Origin of the sequence: Brevundimonas sp. NPDC092305, assembly GCF_044755415.1 — a bacterium.
In the GTDB taxonomy this organism is placed as follows: Bacteria; Pseudomonadota; Alphaproteobacteria; order Caulobacterales; family Caulobacteraceae; genus Brevundimonas.
The window spans coordinates 853,359-873,745 of record NZ_JBIVQY010000001.1 but is presented as its reverse complement, the minus strand read 5'-3'; the positions used below and the strand labels follow the sequence as shown (position 1 = coordinate 873,745).

At 66.0% G+C, this 20,387-nt stretch carries 21 protein-coding genes; all 21 read right to left on the bottom strand.

The genetic code is table 11. The features are described from left to right. Positions 1-2: 2 nt before the first annotated feature. Positions 3-2,417 (bottom strand): outer membrane protein assembly factor BamA, encoded by a 2,415-nt coding sequence (bamA, locus tag ACIQC9_RS04330; protein WP_400612779.1) that lies wholly within the window; start codon positions 2,415-2,417, stop codon positions 3-5. 32 nt (positions 2,418-2,449) lie between these two features. Then, positions 2,450-3,664: a M50 family metallopeptidase gene (locus ACIQC9_RS04325; RefSeq protein ID WP_400612777.1), complete on the bottom strand. Its 1,215-nt coding sequence runs from the start codon at positions 3,662-3,664 to the stop codon at positions 2,450-2,452. A gap of 25 nt (positions 3,665-3,689) precedes the next feature. Continuing rightward, entirely contained in the window at positions 3,690-4,886 is a 1,197-nt protein-coding gene (gene dxr / locus ACIQC9_RS04320; RefSeq protein ID WP_400612775.1) for a 1-deoxy-D-xylulose-5-phosphate reductoisomerase, read from the bottom strand. After that, on the bottom strand, positions 4,883-5,698 hold the full coding sequence (locus tag ACIQC9_RS04315) for a phosphatidate cytidylyltransferase (protein WP_400612773.1): 816 nt from the start codon (positions 5,696-5,698) through the stop codon (positions 4,883-4,885). Before ACIQC9_RS04315 ends, dxr begins: the two co-directional genes overlap by 4 nt. Next, positions 5,699-6,451 carry a polyprenyl diphosphate synthase gene (uppS, locus tag ACIQC9_RS04310; RefSeq protein WP_400612771.1) on the bottom strand — a complete coding sequence of 251 codons (753 nt, stop codon included), beginning with the start codon at positions 6,449-6,451 and terminating at the stop codon, positions 5,699-5,701. A 28-nt stretch (positions 6,452-6,479) separates the two neighbouring features. Further along, the gene (frr, locus tag ACIQC9_RS04305; RefSeq protein ID WP_400612768.1) at positions 6,480-7,037 is read right to left on the bottom strand and encodes a ribosome recycling factor; all 558 of its coding nucleotides are present in this window, start codon (positions 7,035-7,037) and stop codon (positions 6,480-6,482) included. A gap of 30 nt (positions 7,038-7,067) precedes the next feature. Continuing rightward, a complete protein-coding gene (gene pyrH / locus ACIQC9_RS04300) occupies positions 7,068-7,811 on the bottom strand; it encodes a UMP kinase (protein ID WP_400612766.1) in 744 nt (247 codons plus the stop codon). 61 nt (positions 7,812-7,872) lie between these two features. Further along, positions 7,873-8,796 (bottom strand): hypothetical protein, encoded by a 924-nt coding sequence (locus tag ACIQC9_RS04295; RefSeq protein WP_400612764.1) that lies wholly within the window; start codon positions 8,794-8,796, stop codon positions 7,873-7,875. A 10-nt stretch (positions 8,797-8,806) separates the two neighbouring features. Then, positions 8,807-10,483 carry a ribonuclease J gene (locus tag ACIQC9_RS04290; protein ID WP_400612761.1) on the bottom strand — a complete coding sequence of 559 codons (1,677 nt, stop codon included), beginning with the start codon at positions 10,481-10,483 and terminating at the stop codon, positions 8,807-8,809. Beyond that, positions 10,480-11,262 (bottom strand): type III pantothenate kinase, encoded by a 783-nt coding sequence (locus ACIQC9_RS04285; RefSeq protein ID WP_400615375.1) that lies wholly within the window; start codon positions 11,260-11,262, stop codon positions 10,480-10,482. The genes ACIQC9_RS04290 and ACIQC9_RS04285 overlap by 4 nt, the downstream gene beginning before the upstream one ends. Further along, complete coding sequence (locus ACIQC9_RS04280; RefSeq protein WP_400612759.1) at positions 11,259-12,011, bottom strand: biotin--[acetyl-CoA-carboxylase] ligase; 753 nt, start codon at positions 12,009-12,011, stop codon at positions 11,259-11,261. The genes ACIQC9_RS04285 and ACIQC9_RS04280 overlap by 4 nt, the downstream gene beginning before the upstream one ends. Beyond that, positions 12,012-13,457, bottom strand: a complete 1,446-nt coding sequence (nuoN, locus tag ACIQC9_RS04275; RefSeq protein ID WP_400612757.1) for an NADH-quinone oxidoreductase subunit NuoN — start codon at positions 13,455-13,457, stop codon at positions 12,012-12,014. Between the two features lie 7 nt (positions 13,458-13,464). Further along, positions 13,465-14,946: an NADH-quinone oxidoreductase subunit M gene (locus tag ACIQC9_RS04270; protein WP_400612754.1), complete on the bottom strand. Its 1,482-nt coding sequence runs from the start codon at positions 14,944-14,946 to the stop codon at positions 13,465-13,467. A 1-nt stretch (position 14,947) separates the two neighbouring features. Further along, positions 14,948-17,038 (bottom strand): NADH-quinone oxidoreductase subunit L, encoded by a 2,091-nt coding sequence (nuoL, locus tag ACIQC9_RS04265; RefSeq protein WP_400615372.1) that lies wholly within the window; start codon positions 17,036-17,038, stop codon positions 14,948-14,950. An 8-nt stretch (positions 17,039-17,046) separates the two neighbouring features. Then, positions 17,047-17,355 (bottom strand): NADH-quinone oxidoreductase subunit NuoK, encoded by a 309-nt coding sequence (nuoK, locus tag ACIQC9_RS04260; protein WP_400612751.1) that lies wholly within the window; start codon positions 17,353-17,355, stop codon positions 17,047-17,049. Next, positions 17,355-17,981 (bottom strand): NADH-quinone oxidoreductase subunit J, encoded by a 627-nt coding sequence (locus ACIQC9_RS04255; RefSeq protein WP_400612749.1) that lies wholly within the window; start codon positions 17,979-17,981, stop codon positions 17,355-17,357. Before ACIQC9_RS04255 ends, nuoK begins: the two co-directional genes overlap by 1 nt. 76 nt (positions 17,982-18,057) lie before the next feature. Further along, positions 18,058-18,549 carry an NADH-quinone oxidoreductase subunit NuoI gene (gene nuoI, locus ACIQC9_RS04250; protein WP_400612747.1) on the bottom strand — a complete coding sequence of 164 codons (492 nt, stop codon included), beginning with the start codon at positions 18,547-18,549 and terminating at the stop codon, positions 18,058-18,060. Then, a complete protein-coding gene (locus ACIQC9_RS04245) occupies positions 18,546-18,764 on the bottom strand; it encodes a hypothetical protein (RefSeq protein ID WP_400612745.1) in 219 nt (72 codons plus the stop codon). The genes nuoI and ACIQC9_RS04245 overlap by 4 nt, the downstream gene beginning before the upstream one ends. Next, positions 18,761-18,994 carry a hypothetical protein gene (locus ACIQC9_RS04240; protein ID WP_400612743.1) on the bottom strand — a complete coding sequence of 78 codons (234 nt, stop codon included), beginning with the start codon at positions 18,992-18,994 and terminating at the stop codon, positions 18,761-18,763. Before ACIQC9_RS04240 ends, ACIQC9_RS04245 begins: the two co-directional genes overlap by 4 nt. Next, on the bottom strand, positions 18,991-20,058 hold the full coding sequence (nuoH, locus tag ACIQC9_RS04235) for an NADH-quinone oxidoreductase subunit NuoH (protein WP_400615371.1): 1,068 nt from the start codon (positions 20,056-20,058) through the stop codon (positions 18,991-18,993). Before nuoH ends, ACIQC9_RS04240 begins: the two co-directional genes overlap by 4 nt. A gap of 5 nt (positions 20,059-20,063) precedes the next feature. Beyond that, the gene (locus tag ACIQC9_RS04230) at positions 20,064-20,384 is read right to left on the bottom strand and encodes a hypothetical protein (RefSeq protein WP_400612741.1); all 321 of its coding nucleotides are present in this window, start codon (positions 20,382-20,384) and stop codon (positions 20,064-20,066) included. Positions 20,385-20,387 lie beyond the last annotated feature (3 nt).

Here is a 20,387-nt window from a genome sequence, read left to right as displayed (position 1 = left end):
GTTTAGAACTGGGTGGAGGTCGAGAAGCGGAAGGTTTCTGTCTTGTCGTAGTCTTCGCGGCCGAGAATCTTGCTGAGGTCGAACCGGATCGGCCCCATCGGCGACCGCCAGTGAATGCTCAGACCGGCCGAGGCGCGCAGCTTCAGCTCGTCGACGATGGTCGGGTCCGGGTTGCCGTTGGAATCGACGGTGTAGCGCTCATCCAGCATGCCCAGCGTGCCCACGTCGGTGAACAGCGAGGTGCGGATGCCGTACTCTTCCGGCAGACCGTTCGGGACGGTCAGCTCAAGCGTGCCGATGACATAGAAGTTGCCGCCGAGGGCGTCGGTCGTCTGGGTGTCGCGCGGGCCGATACCAGCGGTTTCGAAGCCGCGGAAGCTGTTGCCGCCCTTGAAGAAGCGGTCGTTGATCCGGATCGGATCGCCGCCCCAGCCCGAGATATAGCCGGTCGAAGCCGAAGCCGTGACGACCCACGCCGGCGTGATGCCGTAGTACCCGGTCACGTCCGCCTCGGACTTCACATAGTTCACGTCGCCGCCGATGCCGGCGAAGTCCTGACGCAGCGAGCCGGTCCAGCCGCGCGTCGGGCGCACCGGATCGTTGGCGCGGTTGACATACAGGGTGTAGCCGGCCGACGAGTTGAGGAACGAACCCACCTGATCGCACAGCGCCGTCGAGCCCTGACCTGCGCCGGCGCAATAGTTCGTCGGGACGATGATCTCGTCCGACTTCAGGAAGTAGCGGGCGCTGAACGAGGTGTAGCCGTTCAGCGGATAGGACAGACGCAGACCGCCGCCGGTCGAGCGGTAGTCGTAGGACGAATATTCGCTGAGATCGTAACGCGAGTGGAACGCGTCGAAGCCGGCGCGCAGGTCACGACCGAGGAACCGCGGCTCGGTGAAGCGGAAGTCGATCTGCTGACGCAGCGAACCCCATTCCATACGGGCGACCACGTTCTGGCCCCGACCGCGGAAGTTCCGCTCGGTGATGCCCAGGTTGACCACGAAGGAGTCGACCGAGCTGAAGCCCGCGCCGACCGAAAGCTCGCCGGTAGGCTGCTCCTCGACGGTGACGTTGACCTCTGAACGGTCGGGAGCCGAGCCGCGGGCTTCCTCGACGGTGACGTCCTTGAAGAAGCCGAGGCCGCGCAGGTTGTTGCGCGAGCGCTCCAGCAGGGTGCGGTTGAAGGCGTCGCCCTCGCTCAACATCATTTCGCGGCGGATGACGTTGTCCAGCGTGCGCGTGTTGCCGATGACGTTGATCCGGTCGACGTAGACCCGCTGGCCTTCCTTCACATTGAAGGTGACGTCGACGGTGTCCGTCTCGGGATTGGCGCGATAGGTCGGCTCGATCTCGACGAACGCATAGCCGGCCGAACCGGCCGCGAAGGTCAGGGCGTCGACCGCGCTCTCGATCTTGTCGCTCTCGTACAGGTCGCCCGAGCGAATCGGCAGCAGCAGCTTGAGGAAGTTGGCGTTCAGACGGTCGTTCTCGGTGACGACGTCGACCGTGCCGAAGTTGTAGCGATCGCCCTCGTCCACCGTCATCGTCACGCCGAAGGCGCTGTCGTCCGGCGCCAGCTCGGCGATCGCCGACAGGATGCGGAAGTCGTAGTAGCCGCGGTTCGTATAGAATTTGCGCAGCTGCTCGCGGTCGTAGTCGAGGCGGTTGGGGTCGTAGTTGTCGTTCGATCCGAAGATGCGCCACCACTCGGTCACCTTGGTGACCATGACCTCGCGCAGTTCGCTGTCCGAAAACGCCGAATTGCCCAGGAAGGTGATGGCCTGGATGCCGGTCTCGGGGCCTTCGTTGATCTCGAAGATCACATCGACGCGGTTCTGCTCCAGCTGGACCAGCTTGGGCGTGACGGTCGCGGAAATGCGGCCGGACAGACGGTACAGCTCGACGATCTTGCCGACATCTTCCTGCACGCGGGCGCGGGTGTAGATGCCGCGCGGCTTCAGGGTCACTTCCTCGGTCAGCTTCTTTTCGCTTAGCGCGCCGTTACCCTCGAACACCACCTGGTTGATGATGGGGTTTTCGACGATCTCGACGATCAGGTCGCCGTTCGGCTGGATGCCCAGCTGGACGTCCGCGAACAGCTGGGTCCGCGTGAGGGTGTTCACCGCGACGTTCAGCACCGCCGGATCGACCGTGTCGCCCGGCTGGATCGGCAAATAGGACAGCACCGTCGTCTGGTCGATGCGCTGGTTGCCGCGCACCAGAATGCGGTTGACCAGCACGCGCTCGTCCTGCCGGGCGGGCGCGGTCTGCTGGGGCGCATCGATTGGCGCGCCGGGCTGGATCGCCGGGGCGGTCTGCGCAAAAGCGGGCGCAGCAAGGCCGGCGGCGAACGTCAGCGCGATCAGGCTGGCGCCGCGAGCGAGGTTCAGGAAGGACGCATCGTTTCGGATCATACGGGAAACCATCGGGGGCTGGCGTCGGCTCGTCACGCGAGCCCGCCGAGGAATTTGAACAAACTCAGCTTCTGGAGGTCGTTCCAGGTGGCGAACAACATCAATCCCGCGAGCAAAGCAAGACCGACCCTGTAGCCGACCTCCTGAACACGGGCGGGGACTGGCCTGCGCGCCACAGCCTCATAGCCGTAGAACACGAGATGGCCCCCATCCAGAACGGGAATCGGCAGCAGGTTTACAACGCCCATTCCGATCGAAACTAAGGCGGCGAACTGGACAAGCGTCAGGGCGAGGTAAAATGCGACAACCTGGGGGGCCGCCTCGACCGCGGTCGCCTGCTTGGTGACCCCGCCAGCCGCCTTGGCGATTCCCAGCGGACCGTTCAGCAGATCGCCCGATTCCTTGCCGACGAAGATGCGGCCGATATAGCGGAAGGTGCTGGAGACCGTGTCGCCGATCACGGTCACGCCCTTGCCTGCGGCCTCGATCGGATTCAGGCGGCGGAAGCTGAAATCCTGCCGCAGTGGAGCCAGCACAAGGCCGATCCGCGCCACGCGCACCGTTCCGGCGATCTCGTTGGTTTCGACCTGGCGCTGCGGGGTGGCGGTCAGTTGAACCGTCTGCTCGCCGCGTTGCACCGTAAATCGCAGCGGATCGCCCGCGCTGAGGATGACGATTCCCGTAACTTCAGAGGCTTCGCGTACCGGTCGGCCGTTGACCGCGGTGATCAGATCCTGCGGCTTGAAGCCTGCCGAGGCTGCGGGCGAGCCGGCTGTCACGGCCCCAACCCGCGGCGCGACCACCTGTTCGCCGATCACGCTGAACAGCACTGTGAACAGGGCCGCGGCCAGCAGGAAGTTGGCGGCCGGACCGGCGAAGACGATCAGCGCCCGCTGCCAGACCGGCTTGAAATGGAAGAAGTCGCGCTCTGCACCCGGGCCGTGTTCCGCGATCACGCGCGACTTCAGCTCGGCCAGACCCTTCTGGTCAGGCACGCTGGACGGATCGAGGTCGCCGGAAAACTTGACGTAGCCGCCAAGCGGGATCCAGCCCAGCCGCCACTCGACGCCGCGCTTGTCCGTCCGGCTGAGCAAAGCCTTGCCGAAGCCGATCGAGAAGCGGTCGATCTTTACCCCGAACGCCCGCGCCACCAGAAAGTGGCCGAGTTCGTGGATGGTGACGATGAACGTCAGCACAAACAGGAACGGCACGACGTAGATCAACGCCTGGCCCAGAAAGCCCGTCATTGGCTGGTATGTCCTTCCCCGACAGTCACGCGGCCGCGGCCAGGCCCCGGACGATGTCTTCCGCTGTCCGCCGCGCCTCGGCGTCCACGGCCAGAGCCGCGTCGCAGGCGCTGCGGGATGTGGAATCCACCCCCGAAGCCGTCACGCGCGACAAGGTGTCGGCGACGACTGAGGCAATATTGAGAAAGGCCAGTTTGCGGTCAAGAAACGCCAGCGCCGCGACCTCATTGGCCGCATTGAAGACGATCGGCGCCGAGCCGCCCGCGGCCAGCGCCTCTCGGGCCAGCCGGAGCGCCGGAAAGCGCGCCTCGTCGGGCGCCTCAAACGTCAACCGCCCGAGACTGGCCAGATCCAGTTTCGGCGCAGGCCATGCCATCCGGTCCGGCCACGCCAGCGCGCAGGCGATCGGCGTCTTCATGTCCGGCGGACCCATCTGCGCCAGCGTCGAGCCATCGACGTACTCGACCATGCTGTGGATGATCGATTCGGGGTGCACCACGACGTCGATCCGGTCCTCCGGCATGTCGAACAGATAGGCCGCCTCGATCATCTCGAGGCCCTTGTTGGCCATGGTCGCGCTGTCGACCGAGATCTTGGCCCCCATGCTCCAGTTTGGATGCGCCACCGCCTGTTCGGGGGTTGCCCGGGCCAGAACCTCGCGCGGTGCTTTGCGGAATGGGCCGCCAGACGCCGTCAGGGTCAGCTTCGACACCCTCTCCGGCGCGCCGTGGGGAAAGACCTGAAAGATCGCCGAGTGTTCGGAATCGACCGGGATCACCTGACCGCCTGCCTTGCGAACCCGCTCGATCAGCGTGGGGCCGCAACAGACCAGACTTTCCTTGTTGGCCAGCGCCAGCGTCGCACCGGTATCCGCCGCCGCCCATGCGGACTTCAGCCCCGCAGCCCCGACGATCGACGCCATCACCCAGTCCACTGACCGCGACGCCGCCTCGACGATCGCGTCCCCGCCAGCCGCCGCTTCAACGCCGGTCCCGGCGAGTGCGTCGCGCAGTTCGCCCAGCCGCGAGGGATCCGCCGTCACCGCCAGCTTCGGCGTCCAGCGCCGCGCCTGTTCGGCCAGCCGGGCGATGTTGGCGCCGCCTGTCAGCACCTCGACCTCGAACGCGCCCGTCCCGGCAGTCTCGGCCTGATCCATCAGATCGAGCGTCGAGGTCCCAACCGAACCGGTAGAGCCCAGCACGCTCACGCGCCTGCGGATCACGATGCGCGCTCCGCCAGAATGGCGATCAGTCGCCCGCACGCGACCACCACGGCGCCGAACATCAGGCCGTCGACCCGATCAAGCAGTCCGCCATGGCCCGGGATCAGGTTCCCGGCGTCTTTGACGCCATAGCGCCGCTTCAACGCCGACTCCCACAGGTCGCCAGCCATGGTGGCAAGCGAGGCCGCCAGCCCCAGCAGCGCGCCCCAGCCGACGCCGATGCCCATGTCGAACGACACCGCCATCAACCCCCCGGCGACCGTGCCGGCCGCCAGACCGCCGATGAACCCGGACCATGTTTTCTTGGGCGAGAACCGCGGCCACAGCTTGGGCCCGCCCACGGCGCTGCCGACCAGATAGGCCATGATGTCCGACGCCCAGGCGATGACGAAGGCGAAGACCGTCCAGACCAGACCGATGTCCGATGTCCCGTCCCGCAGCCAGATCAGCAGCACCGCCGGCCAGCCGAGGTAGAGCACCCCATAGGCGGCATCGACCGCTTCCTGCCCCCGACTGCGCGCGAACACGCCCGCGGCGGCGGCACAGAAGACCAGCATGACCAGAGCCAGCGACAGCTGCTGCAGGTGGGCCGAAATCACCGCCGCGAACAGGCCGAAGCCGACCGCCCCGGCCATCAGTCGCCACGCCCTCGGCGCGCTCATCATCGCCCACTCGATCGACAGCAGGACGCTGGCCGCCAGCATGATGGCGAGGAACCACGGTCCGCCGGCCCAGATGGCCAGCACCGCCGCCGGCGCCAGCACCAGCGCCGAGGCCGCCCTTATGCCGATGTCACGGATCCGCAGCGCCATTCAGCCCGCCACGCGCGCGAGATCGGCAGGCCTGCCGCCGAAGCGACGGTCCCGTTCCCGGAACTGCGCCACCGCATCGGCCAGCCCATCTGGCCCGTAGTCCGGCCACAGGATGTCCTGATAGATCATCTCGGCGTAGGCGGCCTCCCACAGCAGGAAGTTCGACAGCCGCTGCTCGCCCGAAGTGCGTACGATCATGTCCACGGGCGGGCCGCCCGCCGTCGACAGGCCGGCGCCCAGGGCGTCCTCGTCCAGCGGCCCGACGGCCTCGCCCGCCTGCAAGCGCGCCACATAGGCCCGCGCGGCGTCGACGATGTCTGCCCGGCCGCCGTAGTTGAACGCCACCTGCAGCAGGAATTTCGAGTTGTGGCCGGTCTGATCCTCGGCCCGGTCCGCGATATCCGCGATGTCCTTCGGCAGGCCTTCGCGGCGGCCCAGCACCCGCAGCCGCACCCCGGCCTTTTCCAGCCGCTTCAGGTCGCTGGCCACATAGCTGCGCACCAGCCCCATCAGGTCCGACACCTCATCGGTTGAACGGCTCCAGTTCTCCGTCGAGAAGCCGAACACGGTCAGACAGCCCACGCCCAGCTTCGGCGCCGCCTCGATGGTGCGTTTCAGCGCCTGCACGCCCTCGCGATGCCCGGCGGCGCGAGGCAACCCCCTCGCCTTCGCCCAGCGCCCGTTGCCGTCCATGATGATGGCGACGTGCAGGGGGCCGTCGGGCGGCGATACGTGTTCAGACGCGGCGGTCATGCGGTTCTATCCTAACGGCAAATCGCCGTCAGACCTGCATGATTTCCACTTCCTTGGCCTTCAGCGTCTCGTCGATGCGCTTGATGGCGGCGTCCGTGTCCTTCTGGACTTCGGTTTCCATCTTCTTCTGTTCGTCCTGGCTGATATCCGAGGCCTTTTCGGCCTTCTTCAGATCGTCGTTGGCGTCGCGGCGGACGTTGCGGACGGCGATCTTCTGCTGCTCGGCGTACTTGCCGGCCAGCTTGACGTACTCCTTGCGGCGCTCCTCGGTCAGCGGCGGGATCGGAATGCGCAGCATCTGGCCGTCCACGATCGGGTTCAGCCCCAGACCGGCGGCGCGGATGGCCTTCTCGACCGCGACCACCATGCTCTTGTCCCAGACGCTGACGGACAGCATCCGCGGCTCCGGCACGCTGATCGCCGCCACGGCGTTCAGCGGCGACGTCGAGCCGTAGGCTTCCACCTGCACCGGATCCAGCAGGCCGGCGTTCGCCCGGCCGGTCCGCAGTCCGGAAAACTCTTCCTTCAGCGCGGTGACCGCCTTGTCCATGCGATCGCGGTAGGTCTTGAGATCAGGCTTTGCCATGGTCGTTTCTCTCGTCTTCCTATGGTGTTGTCAGGCCGGCTTGCCGTCGGCGCTTATAACCGTAAAGGCGCCCTCGCCGCGCAGGGTGCGGCGGAACGAGCCTTCCTCGCGGATCGAAAAGACCACGATCGGAATGCCCGAGTCCCGCATCAGCGCGACCGCCGAGGCGTCCATGACCTTCAGGTCCTTGGCCAGTACGTCGTGATAGCTCAGACTGTCGTAGCGGGTGGCCGTCTTGTCCTTCTTGGGGTCGGCCGTATAGACGCCGTCCACGCTGGTGCCCTTCAGCAGGGCGTCGCAGCCCATCTCGGCAGCCCGCAGTGCGGCGCCCGAGTCGGTCGTGAAGAAGGGCGCGCCCACGCCGGCGGCGAAGATCACCACCCTGCCCTTCTCGAGGTGACGCAGCGCCCGACGGCGCACATAAGGTTCGGCCACGGCGTTCATCGTTAGGGCGCTCTGCACCCGCGTCTGCACGCCGATCTTCTCCAGCGCCGCCTGCATGGCCAGCGCATTCATCACCGTCGCCAGCATGCCCATGTAGTCGGCCGAGGCGCGGTCCATGTCGCCCGCCGCCTTGCTCAGCCCGCGGAAGATGTTCCCGCCGCCGATGACCAGACAGATCTCCACGCCCTCGCGGGCGACGTCGGCCACAGCCTTGGCGACCTCGGCCACGGTCTTCATGTCGATGCCGTAGCCCTGATCGCCCATCAGCACCTCGCCCGAAACCTTGAGCAGGACGCGTTTGTAGCGGAACTCGGACGGGGCGTCGGTCATGCGGGAACCTTGGGGGACTGGAATCGGACCCTTATAGGCAGGCGACCGCCCGGTTCAAACCCTACCAGCAGTTCGCACCGATGCCAGGCGCCCGGATGGCGAGCAGTATCCGGCGTCTCTGCTCCCGACTGATTGCGCCCGAGGCCTCGAGAAGACACCCGACCACCGTGTTGGAGTTCGGCGCCAGAAGCCCGTAGCGCAGCCCGCTGGCGTCCAGATCGGCTCTCGCCTCTGCCAACGTCGCCGGAGCGGCGGCCACGCGATCCGGATCGTCCGTGATCAGCGTCAGTTCGTGGAGCGCCTGACCCGAACCCGGAAAGTCATAGGCCAGCGGATCATAGGTCGCGATCCGCGCGCCCAGCCGGTCTCCGGCGGGAAGGTCTGGATCGAATTTGGCGTTCTGGCTGGCCGAGAACACGATGGCCGGCCCGCTCTCCGGCACGACCAGAATATAGGCGTGCCGCGGGAACATCAGATAATGCGCCGGCCATTTGGTCACCGCGACCAATGGCGGCCCATCCGGGCCCAGCGCATGCGCGCCGACATAGACTCCGGCCGGCAGCGTCCGTCCATCGACCCGGCCGAACGATCGGACGATGTAGTCCGCCATCACGTGGTCCAGCAGGAAAACTCCCCGCGCCGCCTCGGCTTCGAAATGCGCCCGGATATCAGCCGCGGCCGGCGAGGCTCCGAGATCTTCACCATGGACGATGTCGAACGCCTCAGACGAAACCGGCTCGCCCTCGGCCGCGCTGAACCACAGGCCCCGAACCTCATCGACCATTCGATCGACGGGATCGTCGCCCCGGAAAGCCGTGAGACTGAGGGTCAGGTTCACGGCGGCGAACAGCACCACCAGACCGGCGACGGCCTGAAAGCTGATCAGCAACCACTTCTTCCAGCCCCGCAGCGGATGGCGGGCATGGCGGACGTGCTCAAGCGCGTCACGACCTTTCGCCCTCAACCTGTCCGCGCGGCGCCCCATCCCGGCCCCGTCAGAGCCTGAGGATGACGGTCTCGACGATCGGGCGGCGGTCCCAGATCTGCTGGCTGGCCTTCTTCAGCGCCCGCGAGACGGCCTGTTCGATGACCAGTTCGTCCTGAAGCGCGTCGCCCTTCAGCTTCATCACGGCCTGTTCGGCGCGCTCGGCCAGATCGTCCAGCGCGTCGCCCAGCGGCCGCTCGTCATCGCCCGGCAGGCCGATGGCGCGCACGTCGATGTCAGAGACGATCTTGCCGCGGCGATCCATGGCGAAGCTGACCATCAGCACGCCGTTCGTCGAGGCGTGGCGGCGCTCGTGCAGCGCCTCGCCCTGCTCCGTCACCAGTCGACCGCCATCGACGTACAGCCGGCCGCTCGGCACCTCGTCGATGATCGCGGCGGGTCCGGGAGCCAGCCGCACCATGTCGCCGTTGCGCGGCGTGACCTGTTCGGCGACGCCGAGATCCTTCGCCATGTTGGCGTGCTCCGCCAGATGGCGGCGCATACCGTGGGTCGGCACCGCGATCTTCGGGCGCGCCCAGGCGTACATCTGCTTCATCTCGTCACGGCAGGGGTGGCCCGAGACGTGGACGTGAGGATGGTCCTTCTCGGTGTAAAGCCGCACCCCGCGATCCGCGAGACGGTCCTGCAGACCGGCGATGGCCAACTCGTTGCCCGGAATGACCCGCGACGAGAAGATGCAGTGGTCGCCCAGACCCAGCTTGATCACCGGGTGGGTGCCGTGCGAGGCGCGCGACAGGGCCGCACGATCCTCGCCTTGGCTGCCGGTGCAGAGATACAGAATTTCGTCCGCCGGCCATACGCGGGCTTCTTCCTCGGACAGGATGCGCTGGGTCTCGTCGAACAGGCCGACGTGCTTCGCCGCCGCTGTGATCCGGTGCATCGACCGGCCCGCCAGCGCCACGCGCCGCCCGGCCGCATGCGCGGCCTTCATCACGCTGACCATCCGCGCGACATTCGAGGCGAAGCAGCCGACCGCGATCCGGCCGGTCTTCAGGCTGCCGATCAGGTCGATCAGCCCCGCCTGCGCGTCCAGTTCCGACCCCGCCTGTCCCTCGACGAAGACGTTGGTCGAGTCGCAGACCATGGCCAGCAGGCCTTCGTCGCCCAGCTTTGTGATGGCGGCGATATCGGTCGGCTTGCCGATCACTGGCGTAGGATCCAGCTTCCAGTCGCCCGTGTGGAACACGGTACCTAGGGGCGTCTTGATCGCCAGCGCATTTGGCTCGGCGATCGAGTGGGTCATGGTGATCATCGTCACCTGGAACGGACCCAGATCGATCGTCCCGCCCAGCGGCACCTCATGGATCTTCACCTGATCCAGAATGCCCGCCTCGCGCAGCTTCTCGCGGATCAGGAAGGCGGTGAACGGCGTCGCATAGATCGGCGCCTTGATGCGCGTCCACAGCCAGCCCAGCGCGCCGATATGGTCCTCGTGCGCGTGTGTCAGCACGATGCCGCGGATGTTTTCGCCGTCCAGAAACTCGGGATCAGGCACGATCACGTCCACGCCGGGCGTCGACAGGTCGCCGAAGGTCACGCCGACGTCGACGATCAGATACTCGCGGTTCGCCTCGGGCCCGTAGCCGTAGACGTTCAGATTCATTCCGATCTCGCCCGACCCGCCGAGCGGGACGAAGACGAGTTCGTCGTTGGGATTGTTTTTCATATGTCCTTGATGTGGGTGTTCCGCCGCCAGATTTCGAGCAGGCCGCGGATAGTCAGGTCCGGATCAAACCGGTCGATTGATGTTGTGGCGCCCTCGAACAGGCTGGCGACGCCGCCGGTGCCGATGACGGTCATGGGCTTTCCCCACTCCGCCTTGATGCGCGCGACCAGCCCCTCGATCAGGGCGATGTAGCCCCAGAAGACGCCGGACTGCATGTTGGACACCGTGTCCTTGCCGATCACCTTGTCCGGCTTCTGTATCGCGATGCGGGGCAACATTGCGGCGGCCTCGTGCAGGGCCTGCAGCGACAGGTTGACGCCGGGCGCGATGACGCCGCCCTCAAACGCCCCGTCCGCCGCCACGATGTCGAAGGTCGTGGCCGTGCCGCTGTCGATGACGATCAGGTCGCCGGGATAGACCAGATGCGCGCCGATGGCGTTCACCAGCCGGTCGGCGCCCGCCTCGCTCGGCTTGAGTATCCGCACCGGAATGCCCAGCTCGACATTGTCGCCGATGACCAGCGGCTCGACCGAAAGATAGCGACGCGACAGGTTTCGCAGGTTGAAGATCGACTGCGGCACCACGCTGGAGATGATGCAGCCGTCCAGCTGGCTGATCGACAGACCCCGCATGGCCAGCAGCTGCGTCAGCCACACCGCATATTCGTCCGCCGTCCGGCTGGCCTCGGTCGAGGTCCGCCACTGGGCGATCCAGTCCGCGCCGTCGTGGACCGCGAACAGCGTGTTGGTGTTGCCCTGCTCGATCGCCAGCAGCATCAGGACGTCTCCCCGAAGAACACATCTCCCGCCGAGATCAGCCGCAGCGAGCCATCCGCCAGCCGCAGCTTCAGCGCCCCGTCCGCCGCCACGCCTTCGGCGCGGCCCTCGACGGTCTCGAGCCCCAGACGGGCCACAGCCGGACCGTCCAGCCCGTGGGCGCGGGCGATCCAGGCGTCGAGAACCGGCTGGAACCCCAAGGTCTCCCAACGTTCCATCCAGACAGCGAAGGCCCGGGCCAGCACGGCCGCGGCCGCGTCGACCTTCGGCGGCGCACTGATGTCGCCGCGGAGGTGCTGCGCCAGAGCCGTCGCCGGCCGCTCGGTACCGACCGGCGCATGGGCCAGATTGACGCCGATCCCGACCGCCAGCCACAGGCCGCCCGACGGATGCTGACCGCTCTCGACCAGCACGCCTGAGGCCTTCTGGCCCGCCAGCATCACGTCATTGGGCCATTTGATCGTCACAATCGACGGCGGCGCGTAAGTATCCAGCAGGTCGGCCACCGCCAGCGCGGCGACGAAGGTCACCTGCGCCGCCTCGGCCGGTTCCTTGCGGGTCACATGCAGCAGGGTGGCGAACAGGTTGCCGTCGTCGCTTTCCCAGTTGCGACCGCGTCGCCCGCGTCCCGCGGTCTGCGCCCGCGCCACGATCCACAGCGGGCCGGTCTCGCCGGCCGCCGCCCGTCGCCGGGCCTCCGCGTTCGTGGAATCGGTCTGGTCGAGCAGCAGGACGGGCGCGGCCGAGGCCACCTACCCCGCCCCGTATCCAACCGCCGCCGCCTTCGCGAACGGCTCCAGCCAGACCAGAGCGACCATCACCAGCGGGAAGGCGAACAGGGCCGAAGCGATCGCGATGGTCTTGGCCTCGACCGGCGACGGATCGGTGGCCTCGGTCCCTTCGGGCGCCGGGTCGAACCACATGACCTTGATGATGCGCAGATAGTAGAAGCCCGCCACGACCGAGGCGACCAGACCGGCGGCGCCGACCATCCAGTAGCCGGCGTCAGCAGCGGCGCCGAACACAGCCCACTTGCCCCAGAAGCCCGACAGCGGCGGCATCCCCAGCACCGACAGCGACAGCACGGTCAGCGCCAGCGCCATCACCGGCCGGTCCTTACGCAGGCCCGCCAGATCGGCGATCTTGCGGATCGGACGACCCTTGCGGCTGAGCGACAGCAGAATGGCGAAGAAGCCGAACTGGTCGACGACGTACAGGGTCATGAACAGCAGCATCGACTGCACGCCCAGCGCCGTCCCGGCCGCGATGCCCAGCAGGGCGTAGCCGATGTTGGCGATCGACGAATAGGCCAGCAGGCGCTGGATGTCTTTCTGGGCCAGCCCCCCGAACGCGCCGACCGCGAAGCTGATCAGCGAGATCAGGACCAGCACCTGCGCCCACTGGTCGTGCGAGCCGATGAAGGCCCCATCCAGCACGCGGGCGATCAGCACCATGGCCGCCACCTTGGGCGCCGTGGCGAACAGCGACACGACCGGCGTCGGCGCGCCTTCGTAGACGTCGGGCGTCCACATGTGGAACGGCGCGGCCGAGACCTTGAACGCCAGTCCGCAGATCAGGAACACCAGACCGAAGATCAGACCCGGCGACGGGTTGGCGGTCGCATAGGCTGCGATCTCGTCAAAGCGCATCGAGCCGGCGAAGCCGTAGATCAGGCTGGCGCCGTACAGCAGCAGGCCGGACGACAGCGCGCCCAGCACGAAATACTTCAGGCCCGCTTCCGACGCCTTCAGGTCGTCGCGATGGAAGGCCGCCAGCACATACAGGGCCAGCGAATGCAGCTCGATACCGACGTACAGGCTGATCAGATCGCCCGAGGACGCCATCATGCCCATGCCGGCCGAGGCCAGCACGATCAGGATCGGGAACTCGAAGCGCGCGATCCTGGTCCGGCCCATCCAGCCGTTGCCCAGCACGATGGCCACGGCGCTGGACAGGAAGATCACGGCCTTGCCGTACACCGCCAGCGGATCGGCCACATAGGCGCCGTTGAACGCCCGCCCCAGCGGACCGGTCACGGCCAGCGCCGTCGCGCCGATCAGCAGGGCGATCGACAGCCACGACACGACGTTCGCGCTCTTCTCGCCCGAGAAGGCGCCGACCATCAGCAGAACCAGACCGCCGACCGCGAGAGCGATCTCCGGAGCGGAGAGTTGGAGGGCGGAAATCAGATCAGGCATCATGGTCTCAGCCACCGATCGCGAGTTGATAGGCGGACGTCAGGGCGTGAACGGAGGCGTTCGTGTAGTCCAGCACCAGACCGGGCTGAACGCCCAGCAGCAGGGTGCCGATGATCAGCGGCGTGAAGATCAGCAGCTCGCGCCTGTCGACGTCCGTGATCGTCTTCAGCGCCGGATTGGTGATCTCGCCGAACATGACGTTGCGGTACAGCGTCAGCGCGTAGACCGCCGAGAAGATCACGCCCGAAGCGGCGAAGAAGGCCGTCCAGGTCGACACCTGATAGATGCCGGTCATGGTCAGGATCTCGCCGATGAAGCCAGACGTTCCCGGCAGACCGACGTTGGCCATGGTGAACATCAGGAAGATGGCCGCGAACCACGGCATCCGGCTGGTCAGTCCGCCGTAGAAGGCGATCTCGCGGGTGTGCATCCGGTCGTAGACCACGCCGACGCAGAGGAAGAGCGCGCCCGAGATCAGGCCGTGGCTCAGCATCTGGAAGACCGCGCCCTGCACGCCCTGATCATTGCCGGCGAAGATGCCCATGGTCACGAAGCCCATGTGGGCGACCGACGAATAGGCGATCAGCTTCTTGATGTCGGTCTGACGGAAGGCGACCAGCGAGGTGTAGACGATCGCGATGGCCGAGAGCGTGAACACCAGCGGCGCGAACTGCTGCGAGGCCAGCGGGAACATGGGCAGGTTGAACAGCAGGAAGCCGTAGCCGCCCAGCTTCAGCAGGATGCCCGCCAGAATGACCGAGCCCGCCGTCGGCGCCTGCACGTGGGCGTCCGGCAACCAGGTGTGCACCGGCCACATAGGCATCTTCACCGCGAACGAGGCGAAGAAGGCCAGCCAGAGCAGAGGCTGGGCGTAGGCGGGGAAGTCGAACTCCTTCAGCGCCGGAATGCTGGTCGTGCCGGCCGCATGCCACATCCACAGCATGGCCAGCAGCATCAGCACCGATCCCAGCAGGGTGTAGAGGAAGAACTTGTACGCCGCGTAGATCCGGTTCGCCCCGCCCCACACGCCGATGATGATGAACATCGGCACCAGGGTGCCTTCGAAGAAGATGTAGAACAGGAACAGGTCCAGCGCGGTGAACACGCCGATGACCAGCGTCTCCAGCACCAGGAAGGCGATCATGTAGTCGACGACGCGCTCGTTGATCGTCTTCCAGCTGGCCACGATGCAGATCGGCAGCAGGAAGGCGGTCAGCAGCACGAACAGGATCGAGATCCCGTCCACGCCCAGATGGTACTGGGCGCCCGCGAACCAGTTGAACCGCTCGACGAACTGATAGCCCGGGTTCGAGGCATCGAAGCCCGCGACCAGCACGACCGAGATCGCGAGGGTCGCAAGGGTGGTGCCCAGCGCGATCCAGCGCGCAGCGTTGTCGGCGCCGGCCTTGTTGGCGAAACGCGCGATCAGGATCAGGGCCGCCCCGACGAGGGGCAGGAAGGTGACGACGCTCAGGATCATGGGGATCATCTCAGGCTCCCCAGGCCGAGAGCGCGAAGGCGAGGAAGCCAGCAAGGCCGAGCAGCATCACGAACGCATAGAAGTAGACATAGCCGGATTGGAACCACGACAGGCCCCCGGCGAACTTGCGCGACAACCAGGCCATGCCGTTCGGCCCGCCGCCGTCGATGATCTTCACGTCGCCGACCTTCCAGAACAGGTCGCCCAGTCCCTTGGCTCCGCGGACGAAGACGAACTGGTACAGCTCGTCGAAGTACCACTTGTTGTACAGGAAGGCGTGCACCAGCCCGCCGCGCTCGGCCATCCGGCGCGCCATGCCTTCCTTCACGACATAGAGCCAGAAGGCGACGAAGGTCCCGATCAGCGTCAGGATCAGCGGCGACCACTTCACCCAGGTCGGAACGCCATGCGCTTCGTGCAGGACGTGGTTGTGCTCTCCGGTGAAGATCGCCCCGCGCCAGAACTCGTGCTCGTGGTGACCGGTGAAGAACGGCTCGAACACAAAGCCCGCCGCGATCGCGCCGACCGACAGCGCCAGCAGCGGCACGAGCATGACCCACGGGCTCTCGTGCGGCTTCAGCGGGCCGTGGTGATGATGATCGTCGTGGGCGTGGCCGTCGTCGGCATGGTTGTCAGCGACCGGCTCGGAGTGCGTTTCCAGCTGGGCGTGCGAGGCATGGTCGTCATGCGCGTGATCGTCGTGATGCTCGTCCTTCCACACCGGCTTGTTGTGGAAGGTCATGAACACCAGCCGCCACGAATAGTAGGCGGTCAGGCCGGCGGCGAAGATGCCGACGAAGAAGGCGAAGAGACCGGCCGGCGAGTGGTTCGAAGCTGCGGCCGCGAAGGCGCTCTCGATCACGATGTCCTTGGAATAGAAGCCCGCCAGACCGCCGATGCCGGGGATGCCCAGACCGGTGATCGCGATCGTGCCGATGGTCATGACGGCATAGGTGATCGGCAGCAGCTTCCACAGCCCGCCCATCTTCCGCATGTCCTGCTCGTGATGCATCCCGTGGATCACCGAGCCGGCGCCGAGGAACAGCAGGGCCTTGAAGAAGGCGTGCGTGAACAGGTGGAACATGGCAGCCTGATAGGCGCCGACGCCCGCCGCGAAGAACATGTAGCCCAGCTGCGAACAGGTCGAATAGGCGATCACCCGCTTGATGTCATTCTGCGCCAGACCCACGGTCGCGGCGAACAGGGCCGTCACCGCGCCGATGATGGCGACGATCATCGAGGCGACTGGCGCATACTCGAAGATCGGGCTCAGCAGGCAGACCATGTAGACGCCGGCGGTGACCATGGTCGCCGCGTGGATCAGGGCCGACACCGGCGTCGGGCCTTCCATCGCGTCCGGAAGCCAGGTGTGCAGGAAGAACTGGGCCGACTTGCCCATGGCGCCGATGAACAACAGGAAGGCCGCCAGATCGAGCGCCGACCAGGTGTGCCCCAGGAACTCCCAGCCGCGACCTTCCCAGGTCGAGATCATCGGGAACAGCTCGGCGAACTGGATCGTGCCGAACATCCAGAAGACGGTGAAGATGCCCAGCGCGAAGCCGAAGTCGCCGACCCGGTTGACCACGAAGGCCTTGATGGCGGCGGCGCTGGCCGTGGGCTTCTTGTACCAGAAACCGATCAGCAGATAGGACGCCAGCCCCACTCCTTCCCAGCCGAAGAACAGCTGCATGAAGTCGGCGGCGGTCACCAGCGCCAGCATGGCGAAGGTGAAGAGCGAGAGGTAGGCGAAGAACCGGGGCTTGTCCGGATCCTCGGCCATGTACCCCCACGAATAGAGGTGCACGAGCGACGAGACGCTGGTCACGACCACCAGCATGGTCGCCGACAGGGCGTCGATGCGGATCGACCAGTTGGAGACGAAGTCGCCGACGTGGATGAACGGCGCCAGCGTCAGGGTGAAGGCCTCCATATGCCCCCAGGTCCACTGGCTGAACACGATCCAGGCGATGACGCACGAGAAGAACAGCAGACCGGTCGTGATGGCCTGCGAGACGACGTTGCCAAGCCGCCGGCCCGACAGGCCGACGATGGTTGCGCCCAGCAGCGGGGCGAAGACGCCGAGAGTGACGAGAAGCTGGATATCCACGGTCAGCCCTTCATCACCGAGGCGTCGTCGACCGCGATATCGCCGCGGTTACGGAAGAAGGTCACCAGAATGGCCAGACCGACGGCGGCCTCGGCTGCGGCGACCGTCAGCACGAACATCGCCATCACCTGCCCCGACACATCGTTCAGGTAGCTGGAGAAGGCGACGAAGTTGATGTTCACGGCCAGCAGGATCAGCTCGACCGACATCAGGATGATGATGACGTTCTTGCGGTTCACGAAGATGCCGAAGACGCCGATCGTGAACAGGATGGCGGCGACCGCCAGATAGTGCTGCAGGGTGACGACCATCAGACCAGATCCTCCGGGGTGACGCCGGCGCCGGTCGTGACCGACTTTACTTCCATCGCCGTCTTCGCGTCGCGACCGACCTGATCGGCGACGTTCTGACGCTTGATGTTGGGCTTGTGGCGCAGGGTCAGGACGATGGCGCCGATCATCGCAATCAGCAGCACGATCCCCGCCGCCTGGAAGATGTAGACGTAGTCCGTGTAGAGCACCCGGCCGATCGTCTCGACGTTAGAGGCGTCCGCGGTGGCGACCATCGGCCCCGTCGTATCCGAGGCAGCGCCGCCCGAAGCGACGGTCAGCGAAATGATGATCATCTCGGCCAGCAACACGCCCGCCACGATCATCGCCAGCGGCAGGTAGCGGGCGTAGCCCTCGCGCAGCTTCACGAAGTCGACGTCGAGCATCATGACGACGAAGAGGAACAGCACCGCGACGGCGCCGACGTAGACGACGACCAGCAGCATCGCCAGGAACTCCGCGCCCAGCAGGACGAACAGCCCCGCCGACGAGAAGAAGGCCAGGATCAGCCAGAGCACGCTGTGCACCGGGTTTTTCGCGGTCACGACCAGCAGGGCCGCGAGAACCGCGACCGTCGCCAGCACATAGAAGGCAATGCCTTGCAACATCGGAGGCCAGAGCCCCTTTCGGTTTTATGGGCGACGACCCCTCCCGGAATCGCCCTCCCCGTTTCGCGTCTGCGCCTTAACGGTAAGGCGCGTCGAGTTCCAGATTCTTGGCGATCAGCCGTTCCCAGCGGTCGCCGTTCGCCAGCAGACGATCCTTGTCGTAGAGCAGTTCCTCGCGGGTCTCCGTGGTGAACTCCGAGTTGGGGCCCTCCACGATGGCGTCCACCGGGCAGGCCTCCTGGCACAGGCCGCAGTAGATGCATTTGACCATATCGATGTCGTAGCGGGTCGTGCGGCGGCTGCCGTCGGCGCGGGGTTCCGCTTCGATGGTGATGGCCTGCGCCGGGCAGATGGCCTCGCACAGCTTGCAGGCGATGCAACGTTCCTCGCCGTTCGGATAGCGGCGCAGCGCATGCTCGCCACGGAAGCGCGGCGACTGCGGGTTCCGCTCGAACGGATAGTTCACCGTCATCTTCGGACGGGCCATGTATTTGAACGACAGGCCGATCGCGCCGATCGCATCGATCAGCAGCGCGCCCTTCGCGGCCTGGACAAGACGGTTGATCATTGGGTCGCGCCTCCGGGACGCTGGCACTCACGAGCGTAGCGCTCGCTTTCCTTGTTCATCGCGTTGCAGCGGTTGAGACGCTCGGTCTCCTCGCGCTGGATCCGCTCCTGCCGCCGCTCCCACTGAACGGGCGAGGTCGGCAGGGATTCGTAGGGCTGGGGCGCGCAAGCCGCAGCGGTCGCGCACGTCAGGGCGACGGCGACGAAACGGATCATCGGCCCCTCCTGACGACGATCTTGCAGCCTTCGGGCTGGTCATCGCGCTCGCTGCGCTGGTCCCGGCAGGCGGGGTGGTTGCGATCCTCGCGCGTCCGCGACGCCTCGGCCCGGTCGAACTCGCCCATAGGCGAGCGCACCTCCGGCTCGATCGGCCGGAAGATCATGGTGCAGCCGCCGGCGCCGAGGGCCGCGAGCATCAGACCGGAAAGGGCGAGCGTGCGGATCATGCACCCACCGCGAACACGCGCCAGGCGGCGACGAAGACCACGCAGACCAGGGAGGTCGGCAGGAAGATCTTCCAGCCCAGACGCATCAGCTGGTCGTACCGATAGCGGGGCACGAAGGCCTTCACGAGCGCGATCATGAAGAAGGCCACGACGATCTTGGCGCAGAAAACCAGCAGCAGCAGGAAATTGACCCAGAACTCAGGCCAGCTGGCGGTGAAGTCGATCGGGAAGCCCGGGTTCCAGCCGCCGAAGAACAGCAGGCTGATCATGGCGCACATGAAGACGATGTTGGCGTACTCGCCGATCATGAACAGCAGATACGGGGTCGAGCTGTACTCGACCTGATAGCCGGCCACGAGCTCCGACTCCGCCTCAGGCAGGTCGAAAGGCGGGCGGTTGGTCTCGGCCAGCGCAGAGACGAAGAAGATCACGGCCATCGGGATCATCACGATGATCGTCGGCCAGGTCCCTGCCCCGCCGCCAAAGGCGAACCAGTTCCAGAACCAGCCCTGCTGCTGCTCGACGATCGATGTCAGGTTCATCGTCCCGGCCAGCAGGATCACGTTGATGATCACCAGACCGATGGAGACCTCATAGGACACCATCTGCGCCGCCGACCGCAGCGAACCGAGGAACGGATACTTCGAGTTCGAAGCCCAGCCGCCCATGATGATGCCGTAAACGCCGAGGCTCGAGATGGCGAAGATGTACAGGATGCCGACGTTCAGGTCGGAAATGACCCAGCCCGGCGCGAATGGAATGGCCGCCCAGGCGATGAAGGCGAGGATGAAGGTCAGCAGCGGCGCCAGCAGGAAGACGACCTTGTCGGCGCCCGCCGGCACGACGATCTCCTTCAGCACGAACTTGAAGAAGTCCGCGAACGACTGAAGCAGGCCGAACGGCCCGACGACGTTCGGGCCTTTGCGCATCTGCACGCCGGCCCAGATCTTCCGGTCCGCCAGCAGCAGGAAGGCGAGCGAGATCAGGATCCCGACGGTGACGAGCAGGATCCCGCCGATGGTGACGAGCGTCCAGCCAAGAGGAGTGGTCCAGAAGGATGGCATTTCAGTCATTGTCCAGCGCTCATGAACCACGCGGTCACGGCCAGCATGAACGCCACGACGAAGGCGCACTGAACCAGAACCAACATCCAGTATCCCACCATCAGACGCGTCACTTCAGGATCTCGCATCTTGAGGAAACCGCCGTAGAAGAAAGCAAACTTCTCGGCGAGGTTGGGTCCCCATCCGAAAACCTTGAACGGCGCCGAAACTCCGGCCGCTCTCAGTCCGTCGAGACGACGACCTATAAGCACACGCACGGCGATAAGCATGGCGCCGCTGACGGCCCAGCCCCCTATTGATACCCAGAATAATTCCGAGATCGTCATCGG